Raw genomic sequence first — 13,515 nt, 5'->3', positions numbered from 1 at the left:
ACAAGCCAACAACGTTAAATGGTTATTTCCAACTGACGCTAGAGTAAGGTAAATGGGAAAGTAGGTGAAATTATCTAATATTATAATTTTGATAATTTTTTGGAATGATTAAGGGGAAGAGAAAAAGTGAAAAAAGAAAGTGGCCTTGCACATTAGCAAGGCCACATTATCTTGGTTATTTCAAATCAAAACGGTCAGTATTCATTACCTTAGTCCACGCAGCAACAAAGTCGGTAACAAACTTTTCTTTGTTATCATCTTGCGCATAGACCTCAGCATACGCTCTTAGTATCGAGTTAGAACCGAATACAAGGTCAGCACGCGTCGCGGTCCATTTCACGACACCATTAGAACGATGCACGATATCATAGGAGTTTCGGCCTGTTGGCTTCCACTGATAGTTCATGTCTGTAAGATTAACGAAGAAGTCGTTGCTCAACACTCCAACACGCTCAGTGAAGACACCGTGGGCACTGCCGTTATAGTTAGTCCCTAACACACGCATCCCACCGATGAGAACTGTCATCTCTGGTGCGGTTAGCCCCATCAATTGAGCGCGGTCTAACAACATCTCTTCCGGTGTTGCAGCATAATGCTGTTTTTGCCAGTTTCGGAAACCATCTGCAACAGGTTCTAAAACTTCAAAAGATTCGACGTCAGTTTGCTCTATGGTTGCGTCACCTCGACCTGGAGCGAACGGTACGTTCACATTGAACCCAGCGAGTTTTGCTGCTTGCTCCACACCCACATTACCCGCTAACACAATCACATCAGCAACACTTGCGCCAGTATCGGCTGCGATACGCTCAAGAACAGGCAGAACCTTATTCAGCTTCTCTGGTTCATTTCCTAACCAGGCTCTCTGTGGCTCTAGACGGATTCGAGCCCCATTAGCCCCACCACGTTTATCTGACTGGCGATATGTACGTGCACTATCCCAAGCCGTTGTAATCATTTCCGTTACGCTTAAGTCTGACGCTAAGATTTTTTCTTTTACGTCTTCAATATCATAATCCGTTGAACCTGCAGGAACAGGATCTTGCCAAATTAGAGCTTCAGTTGGCGCTTCTGGACCAATATAAACTGATGATGGTCCCATATCACGGTGGAGTAACTTAAACCAAGCGCGAGCGAACACCTCAGAGAACTGCTCTGGATTATTGTAAAAGCGTTCAGAGATCTTACGATATTCTGGGTCCACTTTTAGCGCCATATCGGCATCAGTCATCATAGGGTTGTATCGGATGCTTGCATCTTCTACGTCTACCGGCTTGTTTACCTCATCAATCGCAACAGGTTCCCATTGCCATGCGCCTGCTGGGCTCTTAGTCAATTGCCACTCATGTGATAACAACATCTCGAAGAAACCGTTATCCCACTGAGTTGGATGTGTAGTCCAAGCGCCTTCAATACCACTGGTGACTGTGTTGCGGCCGATACCACGCGACTGATGGTTGTTCCAACCTAAACCTTGTTCGGAGATATCCGCTCCTTCTGGAGATTCACCAAGCTCGGCAGCGTTACCGTTACCATGTGCTTTACCAACTGTGTGACCACCAGCCGTCAACGCCACGGTTTCTTCGTCATTCATTCCCATTCGAGCAAAAGTAACTCGCATATCCTGAGCGGTTTTGAGTGGATCTGGTTGACCATCAACACCTTCAGGGTTCACGTAGATAAGACCCATCATGACCGCTGCTAATGGGTTTTCTAAATCTCTATCACCAGAATATCGACTGTTTTCACCTTTACTGTCTTGAAGCCATTCTTTTTCAGCGCCCCAGTAAATATCTTTCTCTGGCGACCAGATATCTTCACGACCAAATGCGAAACCGTAGGTTTTTAAGCCCATCGATTCGTAAGCAATATTACCCGCATAAACGATAAGATCAGCCCAGCTAATTTTGTTGCCATACTTTTGCTTAATTGGCCAAAGAAGGCGACGTGCTTTATCTAAGTTTGCGTTATCTGGCCAAGAGTTTAGGGGGGCAAATCTTTGGTTACCCGTACTCGCACCACCTCGGCCATCGCCAATTCGATAAGAACCGGCTGAATGCCATGCCATGCGAATCATTAAACCGCCGTAATGGCCCCAGTCAGCCGGCCACCATTCTTGGCTATCGGTCATTAATGCTGTTACGTCTTGCTTCAATGCGTCAAAATCCAGCGTTTTTACCGCTTCACGATAATCAAACGCTTGTCCTAGAGGGTTCGTTTTAGCATCGTGCTGATGCAAAATATCTAAGTTAAGTGCGTTGGGCCACCATGCAACATTAGAACCTTCTGAAGAGGTAACCGCTCCATGCATAACTGGACATTTGCCAGTAGTTGTATTTTCTTGCTTCATAATATTTCACCGATTTTATTTATAACTTTTAACGATTACGATAAGCACACTATTTTAAAATAATCGAAGCCAAGCATTTACCCAGCTTCAACTATGGATTTGTTAGTAATTAATATTTCATTACACCGAATTCAATCAAATATTAACTACCTAAATATAAACAATGTGACCATCTATTTATTAGTAGAGGTTTGAGTTACACCGCTATAATATAGTCACTATCATAATCCCAGTGACCATAGACTTCCGTTTCAAATCTCTTCCGTTCGCTGTTGTCGTCCGTTAAACGTCCAACGCTTTTTCGATTGTTATGCTCGAACGTGCCTTGGTTGTAGTTCTCCATCCGAACAACACTCTTAACTCCACATGAGCTAAAAAGCATATCACTGTATGGGCTCGCCCTCATGAAACACCTCCTTTGTTGTTACTAAGCAAACTATAGTGCGCTCCAGCCGTTTACACCATTGGGCTTATCCTATTTCTAGGATAGGGAAAACCTATCGATGCGTTAACTACCAAAGTTAGATTTAATATAAGTAGATTAAAAAAAATGAAATATAGTAAGGCAGATAAGAATCTTGCACGTTTTAAGGCAAAACATGCAAGATTATTGGGAGAGCGGTGAAGATAACTAAAATACGCTATTAGCTTATTGCTAATAAAGATTAACTACTCTTTTTTAGAAGGAATAAATGATAGCCAAACTCATCAGAATACTGAGTACAAATATGAACTTCGTGTTGAATATCTTTCCATGCAGGTTTATTGGACATTTCGGACGTCAGTTCAACAACTCGTTCACCCAATGGACCATAATAGTTCATCCATCCAGATTGACTCAGCGCGAAGTTATCGACTACTTCATAACCCGCCTTCTTCATTTGCGCTAACCGTGTCTCAACAAGTTGAATGTCTGGGTATTCATGGCTCCAAAACTGTTTCGATTCGTCACTCGGTGATGTCGTTTTCCATACCATGTCACTCACCATCAGATACCCTTCTTGTTCCAATAAGGGCTTCCAATTTATTAGCGCCTTTTCGATCCCCATGATGTAAGCGCTTCCTTCTGCCCAGATCAAGTCAAAGCTCTCTTTGTCGAATGGTAGCTCGGTCATGCTCGCAGTAACAGTCTTGAGCCTGTCTTGCCAACCTTGCTCAGCAAAACGTTCAGAAAGACGTTCAAGTGCTGTCGACTCATTATCAACAGCAGTGATAACGGCATTACTTTGCTCTGCCAGTACTTTTGTGGCTAGACCTTTACCGCAACCAATTTCAAGGATATTTCGTGGCGTCGTCGGTAGCAAATTCAGCGCCTTTGCTGTGTCCTCTTCACTACCTGGCCCCCAGCGTTCTAATGTCTGGAAAACCTTCATAAAATCGGCCATGTATTTGTCGTGTTCGTTCATATCTTTTGATAACCATTTCAAGTGCAAGGCGTCTTTTTCGCTAAACCCTTGCTTAATTAACCAATCTAAGTGAGCATCAGGAGCCAGTTTGTCCAAATCACCATGCCAAGCTTTAAGGTCACCTTCCCCAAGTAACGCCGCGAGTAATTGCAACGACTGCTGTTTTTGCTCAATTTCTTGTTGTAGGACTTGCAGTCGGTTCTTGAGTAGCTCTCGATCCACCTTAGCTTCTAAGCAGGCCTTACACTCTTTAAGTGTCAATCCTCCTGCCTGCAACTTCTGAATCAAACGGACTCGCTGAACATCTTTATCACTGTATACACGATAGCCGTTTTCTAGCCGTCTCCCTGAAATAAGCTTTTGCTTTTCATAATAAAGTAAAGCCGTTCGTGACAAGCCGACCATTGCTGCTAACTCTGAGATTCGATACAAAATCCAATGCCTCTATCTGTCTAGATGGTTAATTACTTTAAACTATAAAGTTATAGACAGGTCAATGAGAAAAGTGAAGAGAAAATAAAAAAGACACGAACTGCTCACACTGCTGTCCGTGCCTTTTAAGAAATAGCGTTATGCCCTGATTGCAGTACAGAAACTCACATCTGCTGTATTCGTTTCCAGATCATAAGAATGATAAAGTTCGAAACAGGGCCTGTCATCACTATCAAGCTGCTGTTCAACAACCTGCCCCATTAGCTCTTCCCACGCAGGTCCGTATTGCGACTTTTCAGTAATCGTTTTGCGAATACAAGCGTATTTACCGCCGTCAAATGACATCAACTCGACACCGTTAGAAGCGTCTACAGTTGGGTCGACCAACAAACAAATATCGGTTCGGCATTTATCTGCTGGCGTGATCTCTGGGTTATCATGATAAACGAAGATACTGGTGTTCCCAGCTAGACCTTTTGGGCCTGCCCATGTGTAAAGTGTATCGATTGCAGGCTCATAGTTTTCTCCGTATGGACCAGTCACTCGCACATAAGCTAATTGACCAGGTTCAAAAGTTTTGATATCCATCATTGTGCTCCATGTTTTTGATTCGGCTTCAGTATAGAGAGCAGTCTCGCTATTCTCGTGTCCATTATTGCGAAGCTTGTGTCCAATCTTGCTGTTTCGCATCAGACAGCTGTACTCCTCCATATCACGGCAATTACGAATGTCCGTTGGCGTGATACCAAAGTACTTTTTAAAGGCTTTTGCCAAGCTTTGAGAGCTCGCGAAGCCACTATCCAATGCTACCGTGATGATGTCTGGTTTGTTATAGAACAGCTCGTTAGCAGCTTGTTCTAGTCTCAATCGACGAATAAAGTCGTTCAGCGTCTCTCCCACCACTGCTTTGAATATTCGATGGAAATGGTACGGTGACAAATGTGCTTTCTCTGCTACCTGAACCAAATTTGTGGGATTATCATAGTGACTTTCTAGATAACGAATTACCGGTCGTAGTCGTTTGTGATAGTCAGTCTTCATCGTCTAGTCCTTCCACATTCCAAGTACGGTTTTACGGATATCGGTAATCGCTTTTGCAGCGATTATTTTATCCTGAGCATCTGGTGCTATTTTCGGATAATGCACTCGGTTTAAGTATTCACACAATGAGTCCGTCATAAAGCGGCTCTTGCCTCCATAAACATACTTATCACCCCAACTCTGTTGCTCAGGTACCCAATATTTCATCGGCTGCATGAGATGAAGTTCTTGCTTAGCACGCGTCATAGCAACATACAGTAAACGTCTTTCTTCTTCTAAAGCTCGTTTGTCGTCCACTGCGTATTCATTAGGGAAGTTGCCATCAGCGACATTGAGAACATAAACATTTTGCCACTCTTGCCCTTTAGCACTGTGTACCGTGGATAGAATTAAAAAGTCATCATCGATTTTAGGGTTGCTTGCTAAATCACCAGTCGACTGCGGTGGATCAAGAGTCAACTCAGTCAAAAAACGTTCGCGCGTACTGTATTGACTTGAAATCATCACAAGCTGCTCGACGTCACCCCAACGAACAAAATGGTCATCGTAATTCAGTTCTAATAATGGGCTGTAGAGGGTTGCCAGAAGGCTCAATTGTTCTGCCCACGGTACAGCGTTACTGTTTATCGCGAGCAGAGATTCCACTAACATTTTGTACTCTGCTCTTGCTGACATCGGGACTTTACAGTCAGACAACGCACTGAACTGATACTGATGCGCCTTTAAATGCTCGATGATATTGTTGGCGGTTTTCGGGCCAATACCGGAAAGCAGTTTCAACACTCGAAAAGCAGAAATGGTGTGTTTTGGATTGTCCGCCCAGCGAAGAACAGAAAGGAGATCTTTAACATGGGCGGCCTCAAGAAACTTTAGGCCACCATGTTTAACATAAGGAATATCACGGCGCGTTAACTCAAGCTCCAACCTGTCGCTATGATAGCTAGAGCGAAACAGCACAGCTTGTCGTTTCAGCTCAATGCCCTCTTCTCTTGCTCTTAGAATGGATTCAACAATATATTCCGCCTGCTTAACATCATCTTCCACCGTGACAAGGTGAGGTTTAGGCCCTTGTTTTCGCTCCGAATATAGCTCGACTTTATAACCTTCTTGTCCCTCACGAAGTAGTTGATTGGATAAATCCAAAATACCTTGATGTGAACGATAGTTAGTGGTGAGCGTAATGACTTTTGCAGGTGGACAAAATTGCTGCGGAAATTCCAGAATGTTGTCGACGCTCGCCGCTCGGAAGCCATAAATGGATTGCGCATCATCACCGACCACGGTTAACCCTTTTCCATCAGGAAAGAAGGCTTTGAGCATGCCCGCCTGAAGTAAGTTGGTGTCTTGGTATTCATCGACCAATATGTAATCGAACTGAGCTCGCACTTTATTTGCTATTTCTGGCACTTGAGCCATATGGAAGCAATAAAGTAACAAATCATCGTAATCTAAACAGAATTGTTCCGCTTTCTGCTCTGCATATTGAGCAAACAATACCTTTAGCTCTGAGCTCCACTCTGCACAATGTGGGAAGTATTGCGCGACAACGTCTTCGACAACAGTTTGGCTATTTACGCAACGAGAGTATATGTCTAAGCAGGTTTTCTTTTTTGGAAAACGTCTATCGGAATTGGTAAAACCAAGCTCAAACCGCAGCACATCCAACATATCCGCCGCGTCATTTCTATCCATAATGGTGAAATCACTTTCAAGGCCGATAAGGGAAGCATGTTCACGTAATAATCTTGCAGCGATAGAATGAAAAGTCCCCATCCAATCAAGCTTGACTGGGTGATACTGTTTACGCTGCTCATTAAGCTGCTGCTCTGCAATTCGATTCGCACGAGAAGCAAGCTCAGCAGACGCCCTGCGAGCAAACGTCACCAATAAGATTTTCTCTGGCGGTACACCTTGAACTAATAGCTGAGCAGTTTTGTGAGCTAAGGTATTGGTCTTGCCCGTTCCCGCACCAGCAATAATAAGTAGCGGTGAGTAGTTACTCGTATTGTCTGATTTTGGCATACCAAAATCAACGGCGAGCTGTTGTTGGTGATTAAGAGTGATGGGTTGTGCCATGGTGTGCTCATCTAACTATCTTGGACAGTATAAGATTAGCATGAGTACTGTTTTTATATACAGTAAAAATAAAAGTATGCGATCTGTGTGGTACTCAGCTGGACAAATGGTGAGTTCGTCCAGCTGAATAATGAGGTGTTAGATACTAGGTTGAACACTCTTCATAGCCAGCATAGGCAATGCCGGAAAGCCGCGCCATATTATGATTCCAAGTGGCAAGGTCATGTTTGTTGAACTTACCCAGATCATCATGACCACAGGCTCTCGCCATCACTTGCATGAGTTCCACCGACGCCTCAAAGAAGTTTTTTAATTGGTGGGATGCTTTTTCAACATTAAGTCGTTGCCTCAAATCGGCTTTTTGCGTTGCGATACCCGCAGGGCAATTATTAGTGTTACACATTCTCGCAGCGACACAACCAATAGATTGCATCGCACTATTTGATATCGCGACCCCATCAGCGCCCAATGCGAGTGCTTTAACAAAATCCATTGGGACACGAAGACCACCAGTAATGATCAGCGTAACCTTACCGCTAGCACCTTGCTGATCCAAATAACGCCGCGCTCTAGCTAGGGCAGGAATGGTTGGAACACTAATATGATCTCGGAACATTTCTGGCGCTGCGCCAGTACCCCCTCCTCGGCCATCAAGAATGATGTAATCCGCACTGGCATCAAGCGCAAACTGAATGTCCTCTTCAATATGGTTTGCACTCAATTTAAACCCAATAGGAATACCTCCCGTAACTTCTCTCACTCTGTCAGCGAATCGTCTGAAGTCTTCAGCCGTATTCAGGTCTTTAAATGTAGGAGGAGAGATTGCGGGTTCTCCTTCTGGAATACCTCTAACTTGAGAAATTTTGCCGATATTCTTGTTACCGGGAAGATGACCTCCGGTACCAGTCTTAGCCCCTTGTCCGCCTTTGAAATGAAACGCTTGTATCGATTTGAGTTTACTTTCATCGTAGCCAAACCCTGCGCTCGCTAACTCATAGAAATAACGCGAGTTTGCCGCTTGCTCCTCTGGCAGCATCCCCCCTTCACCCGAACAAATACCTGTACCGGCTAACTCCGCACCCGTTGCTAACGATATCTTAGCTTCTTCTGATAGAGCGCCAAAGCTCATGTCCGAAACAAATAAAGGAATGTTAAGCTTCAACGGTTTCTTGGCCTTAGGTCCAATGACCAATTCAGTCCCAACAGCAATGTCTTCAAGTAGAGGTTTCGTGGCCATTTGAGCAACCATAACTTGTATGTCATCCCAATGAGGCAATAAGTGCCTAGGTACGCCCATTGAAGTCATTGGTCCATGATGTCCTAGCTTAGACAGCCCTTCACGAGCAAGTTGATGTATGAGTTCGACCGTTGGTTCTTCTTTCGTTTTAACCGCAACGGGTCCATCACTCGCCTTTTGGCTCACACCAGGCCCTTCTTGACCAACTTGCTCATCATTAAACTGTTTATGTGAGCCATCGCAATATGGAAGGTTTGCTGAGTGCTTGCAACGACACAAATACGCATCGCCCGATTTATCCGCACTGAAACTTTGTGGTTTGAACTCCGTTCCTGCGTGTGAACCATCGCAGTAAGGTTGGTTTTTTGAACGTCCACAAGTGCAAAAATAGTATTCTTTATCTTGCTCTAGCTCGACTTTGATTGGGATATTACTGGCTACAACGGGTTTGCTCATAATGCTTCCTTTTAGCTAGTTAATTATCGTTATTTGCATCACTAAGCGTAGATGAAAAAAAACCAGTTATTACTAACTGGTTTTTTTTCATAGGCGTTTGCTTTAGAAAGGTGCCACGCAATCTGTATAGTTCTCCGGTGCTACCGGTAGGGCATCATTGTTATTAAATGAATCCAGTGTTGCTGCTAACGAGATGATCGCTTCAACATCTGAGCCCTGCCATGAGGTGACAGCTAAAGCAATGATGTCATCAATGGTCATCCAAGTGCCATTGATGTTGATTGTTGCGGAACCAGATAAGCCGTCAGTTCCGGGTCTATGTCTAGTATTGAAAATAAACGCAAGCAATTGCTGAGCGAGTTGCTCTTTGTGCATATTTTCTTCTGCGTTACCATTGCTATCAACTAGGAATTGCGAAACTTCTGATTGCCAGGTGCCTGCCTCCCAAATCATACCGTCGCCACTGAATGCAGCAGAAACGGAGGTTCCATCACTAAACATACCGTCGAACGGTTCATCGCCCGCACCAAAATACACTGATGTTGAACTATAAGGCGCTAAGCTATTGACATAGTCCCTATCTTCCTCGGTTAGCTCAGAGAGTCCATTTTTATTGTGCCAATAGCCTTTTGTATCGAAGTCGACAATCACGTCACACACATTGTTGAACGCAAAATTATCTCCCGCTCCACCATCATCTCGATTATAAACTTCACCATCAATGAAAGGCAGAGCGTTGTTGTCATAGCTCAAGACAGACCGGACATCAAAAGTAATCGTGTGTGGAGAAGTATTGGTCCAACCTTGCGCCACACTGAGCTGTTCCTGTAACACATATGAGGCAAGATCGCCCCGGATATTAGGCACTAAAGCTCTAAATCGAACACAGCCATCATCTTCGGTCTGTTTACTAATGACCCGGTTGTACATCCCAGCAATATCATTGCCAAAGATCTCAACTAAATCAGCCCATAGTTCTGGAGTCGCTTGAGGATTAATATTGTCTGGTAATGGCACACTTTGCGGGACAGTAAGAGTGACAGGCCAGTTTGAAATCAAGCCTTCCCCGCTATCTTGGATACCATCACGATCTTTATCAAATACTTTACACACAGTGATGTCCGCGATACCAATACTGCCGAACGCGACAACAAGAACTGGTTCAGGGTCCTCACCTTTTTTCCCCTGAGCAGCGTCCGCGAAATCACTCGGCGTAAATCCGTCATCGGTTTGCTCCCCTGAGTCACGGCTGATCACTTCGCTGCCCGTTCCTTGATCACACGCGAGTGGAGAGACAAAACCTAGTCGAAGATCACCATCATTATGAGCTGCCGCATAATTTCTCAACTCTGCAAAAGTGGTAAAGTGGGTAAAATTAGCGTTGAGAGGAGCAACATTGTTCACGTCAGCAAACCACATAAAATGATCCACCGACCATGCTAACATCTCCTGCTCTATCACACTGAAGGTAATTGGAAACGCTTCAGAATCTGTAGTTCGGAAGATATTACGTAAGGCAAGTGGGTCAGTAACGCCAAAATCCCAATTTTCTATCAACTCATCTCCATTTTCTGGTGAGGTATAGTTAGGATCATATTGGCAATTGAGGTTTTTGTCGTGGAACGAGCGTAAAGCGATATCATAGGTAACCGGTGTTTCACGCTCTCCCAAAATCACCTTAAAGTTATCCGTTTTGGAGAACTTTGGAATAAAGCCGAAAAATCCACTGCAATTTTCCCCCGTCGCTCCATTATCTACCGCTCCATTACAAGCATTTATGACACTAGCTTCCGTTGAAACCCAAGCTTTATAGACCCCTCCAGAATTGGGCGTGTTCGCAAAAGGAAAGAGCTGGATCGTATCACCTTCTGATAACTCTCCACCATTTTCGGCAATATACTCGCTGCCAAGTAGGTGAGCACAGGGACGCTCTTCTGTTACCCATTGTCCTTTTACTTTTTGAGTCACTGAATAAGTAGGGTTGCTGAGCGTAATACCGTCCTCGCCATCGAAGTAGAACAATCGACATTCGAGCGGTTCAGCGGTGAACGTTGCTGAATTCTTAGGGCCGCCCTTACCTTTGACAGATTCGTAGCAGGTACCACCATTCACATTTGCATCCGGTTCAATGCTTGATAGCAAACATCTACCCGATGGGTTGGTTACCTGAAAGTAATAGTAGCCGGCAGGTAGTGCTGCTGCCGTGCCCGGAGCATTTGGGCCTGGGCCATCATCTAAGAAGACTTCTAGCTTAGATTCGTAACGAACGTTTTCGTTAACGATTTCACCACCTGGTGTTGTAGTAAAAATAGCGCCATCTAGGCGCGCCGCAACTTGATTGGAAATCAAAATACTCGTAGCAGTAAGAGCACAAACACTAAACCGCTTGATTAAAACACGTGTCCGTTGAGAGTTCATTATTGACTCCTTAAAGTATGGAGTGAACCCTCTTAGGAGCAAGTCTCATGCCGCTCATAACTATTTGAAATAAAGTGAATTTAAAAATGGCAGTGTAACGTCAGATAACTAACCATCTGATTTTTAGGAAAGGGCTTGATACAACCGGACTTTACAGACTGTAACAGTGCAACTTGATAAAGCGGCTAGCTATCTAGTTGAATGTTGTGTTTCTTGATCAGACGATACAGTGTCGGCCGAGAAATATTGAGGGTTCTTGCAACAGCAGTCATGTTGAACTTATGCGAACGAATCACTTGCTCAAGCATCTCAGAGCGCATTCCCTTATGGTCGTTTACCTTAAAAAGTGTATCTACCTCTATCCCTAGGGACTCGGGTTCAATAGACTGACCGTGAGAAAGAACAACAGCTCGCTTAATGACATTTTTCAACTCACGTATGTTGCCGGGCCATGAGTAGTGCCTCAACACCGTATAGCAGCTGCTAGAAAACGTGCGATTGTCGATATTCAGAGACTCAATTTCAAATTGAAGAAACTCATCAGCAAGTAATAAGATGTCTTCACTTCGTTCTCGAAGAGAAGGGATAGTGATTGGCAGGACGTTCAAACGGTAGAACAGATCCTTTCTAAATTCTCCTCGTCCAATCAGAGTCTCAACGGACTCGTTGGTTGCGGCGATAATGCGACAATCAATCAAATCATCTCTATCCGAACCAACACTATGTATGCGTTTGGACTCTAAAAAATGCAGAAGGTGAGCTTGAACCTCTAATGGCATATCGCCTATTTCATCTAAAAATAGGGTGCCGTGATGAGCCCTGCGTATATAGCCTGCATGCGTTTTTATAGCACCAGTAAAGGCACCTTTCTCATGGCCGAATAATTCTGACTCAACTAACCCACGTGGAATCGAACCACAATTCAACTCCACAAATGGGCCACGGTTTCGGTTTGATAAATCGTGAATTAGCCTAGCGCAGCGACTTTTACCTACACCAGTTTCTCCTTGAATGAGTACCTCACTGTCACTGGCGGCATATTGTGAAATCCGTTTATTGGTAACTTCTATGGCTTTGCTGGCACCACTTAAGCCAGTCAAGATACCTCTCCTTCTCTAAACTTTTTTACTATGACTAATTTTAGTCATTGGAATTTCGTTTCACCCCGATGATACGTCTCATTTATGAGACTGACCTTAGCTTGCTCTCATCTGCTTGAAAACTAAAGTTGTGTATCACTCTTAACGTAAGTCGTCGAGAACTCGTAGCTATCACAGATATGTCTCGCCACTGAATATTCAAAGATTTGTCCGTTATCTAAATAGGCATTTTGAGCCACATTCACCAAATGCTCCCCTACAGGAACACTGAGGTAGTCTGTCTCTGCAACGTTTGCGTTGGCAATCGTGATACGCAAATTAGCGCTATGAATGGTGAGGTTTAATTTGTTGGATATGTAGCCATATATCGAGTCTTTGACATGTTCGATAGATAAGCCGGGAACGACTTTGGCTGACAGATAGATATACTCAACGATTGATGGCACGCCATCTAATACTCTGATTCGCGTTATGTCATAAACCGGATCGCCAACGTTGCATTTTAGTTTCTCTGCGATCAACACGTTTGCGGGCACCGAACAGAATTTAACAACACGAGTATGAACCGTTTTACCCTTATCTTGGGCTCGTTTTTTAGTTCCAAGTAAATGAGAGTCAGACACCGCATCAGGCTTTTGTTTTACGAATGAGCCAGCTCCACGCTTACGTACGACCAACCCTTCTTTCACTAAAAAGTCCATGGCTTTTTTAATGGTTATTTCACTGCATTCAAACTCCGCGGCCAACGATCTGCCATCTGGGAGTTTTTCCTCCGACGAGTACTCTCCAGAAAGAATACGTGTCTTCATTTCACTATAAATGCCCTGATACTTAATCATTTATGAATGCCTATGCTATCCAATATACATCGGCAAATAACCTGCCTTTACTCTTAGTCCCAAGGGTACTTCCTTCCGTTTCAAGACACAAGCAACGATATAAAACCATATTTAATTTAGTCCAAACATCATCACAGAATGCCAATAAAAGAGATCAAGATCA

At 44.0% G+C, this 13,515-nt stretch carries 9 protein-coding genes; all 9 read right to left on the bottom strand.

The genetic code is table 11. The features are described 5' to 3' along the window. Positions 1-175: 175 nt before the first annotated feature. Positions 176-2,347 carry a catalase/peroxidase HPI gene (gene katG, locus AWH66_RS02120; protein WP_063605051.1) on the bottom strand — a complete coding sequence of 724 codons (2,172 nt, stop codon included), beginning with the start codon at positions 2,345-2,347 and terminating at the stop codon, positions 176-178. A gap of 196 nt (positions 2,348-2,543) precedes the next feature. Further along, complete coding sequence (locus AWH66_RS25850) at positions 2,544-2,753, bottom strand: hypothetical protein (protein WP_063605050.1); 210 nt, start codon at positions 2,751-2,753, stop codon at positions 2,544-2,546. Between the two features lie 259 nt (positions 2,754-3,012). Continuing rightward, on the bottom strand, positions 3,013-4,185 hold the full coding sequence (locus tag AWH66_RS02110) for a MerR family transcriptional regulator (protein ID WP_206360032.1): 1,173 nt from the start codon (positions 4,183-4,185) through the stop codon (positions 3,013-3,015). Between the two features lie 138 nt (positions 4,186-4,323). Continuing rightward, positions 4,324-5,226, bottom strand: coding sequence for an AraC family transcriptional regulator (locus AWH66_RS02105; RefSeq protein WP_063605048.1), 903 nt, complete (start codon positions 5,224-5,226; stop codon positions 4,324-4,326). A 3-nt stretch (positions 5,227-5,229) separates the two neighbouring features. Continuing rightward, positions 5,230-7,302, bottom strand: a complete 2,073-nt coding sequence (locus tag AWH66_RS02100; protein WP_063605047.1) for an ATP-dependent helicase — start codon at positions 7,300-7,302, stop codon at positions 5,230-5,232. A gap of 145 nt (positions 7,303-7,447) precedes the next feature. Beyond that, positions 7,448-8,995: a glutamate synthase-related protein gene (locus AWH66_RS02095; RefSeq protein ID WP_063605046.1), complete on the bottom strand. Its 1,548-nt coding sequence runs from the start codon at positions 8,993-8,995 to the stop codon at positions 7,448-7,450. Between the two features lie 102 nt (positions 8,996-9,097). Further along, positions 9,098-11,413 (bottom strand): hypothetical protein, encoded by a 2,316-nt coding sequence (locus AWH66_RS02090; RefSeq protein WP_063605045.1) that lies wholly within the window; start codon positions 11,411-11,413, stop codon positions 9,098-9,100. A gap of 185 nt (positions 11,414-11,598) precedes the next feature. Next, positions 11,599-12,513, bottom strand: a complete 915-nt coding sequence (locus AWH66_RS02085) for a sigma-54 interaction domain-containing protein (RefSeq protein ID WP_063605044.1) — start codon at positions 12,511-12,513, stop codon at positions 11,599-11,601. Between the two features lie 122 nt (positions 12,514-12,635). Next, complete coding sequence (locus AWH66_RS02080) at positions 12,636-13,352, bottom strand: GntR family transcriptional regulator (protein ID WP_063605043.1); 717 nt, start codon at positions 13,350-13,352, stop codon at positions 12,636-12,638. Between the last annotated feature and the right edge of the window lie 163 nt (positions 13,353-13,515).

The sequence above is a fragment of the Vibrio barjaei genome (assembly GCF_001639065.2).
GTDB lineage: Bacteria > Pseudomonadota > Gammaproteobacteria > Enterobacterales > Vibrionaceae > Vibrio > Vibrio barjaei.
The sequence above is the reverse complement of the archived record's forward strand: the minus strand, read 5'-3'. Positions and strand labels throughout refer to the sequence as shown.

Bases quoted from the DNA above. Each gene is read 5' to 3' on its own strand.
- katG (WP_063605051.1), bottom strand. From the start codon at position 2,347: ATGAAGCAAGAAAATACAACTACTGGCAAATGTCCAGTTATGCATGGA.
- AWH66_RS25850 (WP_063605050.1), bottom strand. From the start codon at position 2,753: ATGAGGGCGAGCCCATACAGTGATATGCTTTTTAGCTCATGTGGAGTT.
- AWH66_RS02105 (WP_063605048.1), bottom strand. From the start codon at position 5,226: ATGAAGACTGACTATCACAAACGACTACGACCGGTAATTCGTTATCTA.
- AWH66_RS02100 (WP_063605047.1), bottom strand. From the start codon at position 7,302: ATGGCACAACCCATCACTCTTAATCACCAACAACAGCTCGCCGTTGAT.
- AWH66_RS02095 (WP_063605046.1), bottom strand. From the start codon at position 8,995: ATGAGCAAACCCGTTGTAGCCAGTAATATCCCAATCAAAGTCGAGCTA.
- AWH66_RS02090 (WP_063605045.1), bottom strand. From the start codon at position 11,413: ATGAACTCTCAACGGACACGTGTTTTAATCAAGCGGTTTAGTGTTTGT.
- AWH66_RS02080 (WP_063605043.1), bottom strand. From the start codon at position 13,352: ATGATTAAGTATCAGGGCATTTATAGTGAAATGAAGACACGTATTCTT.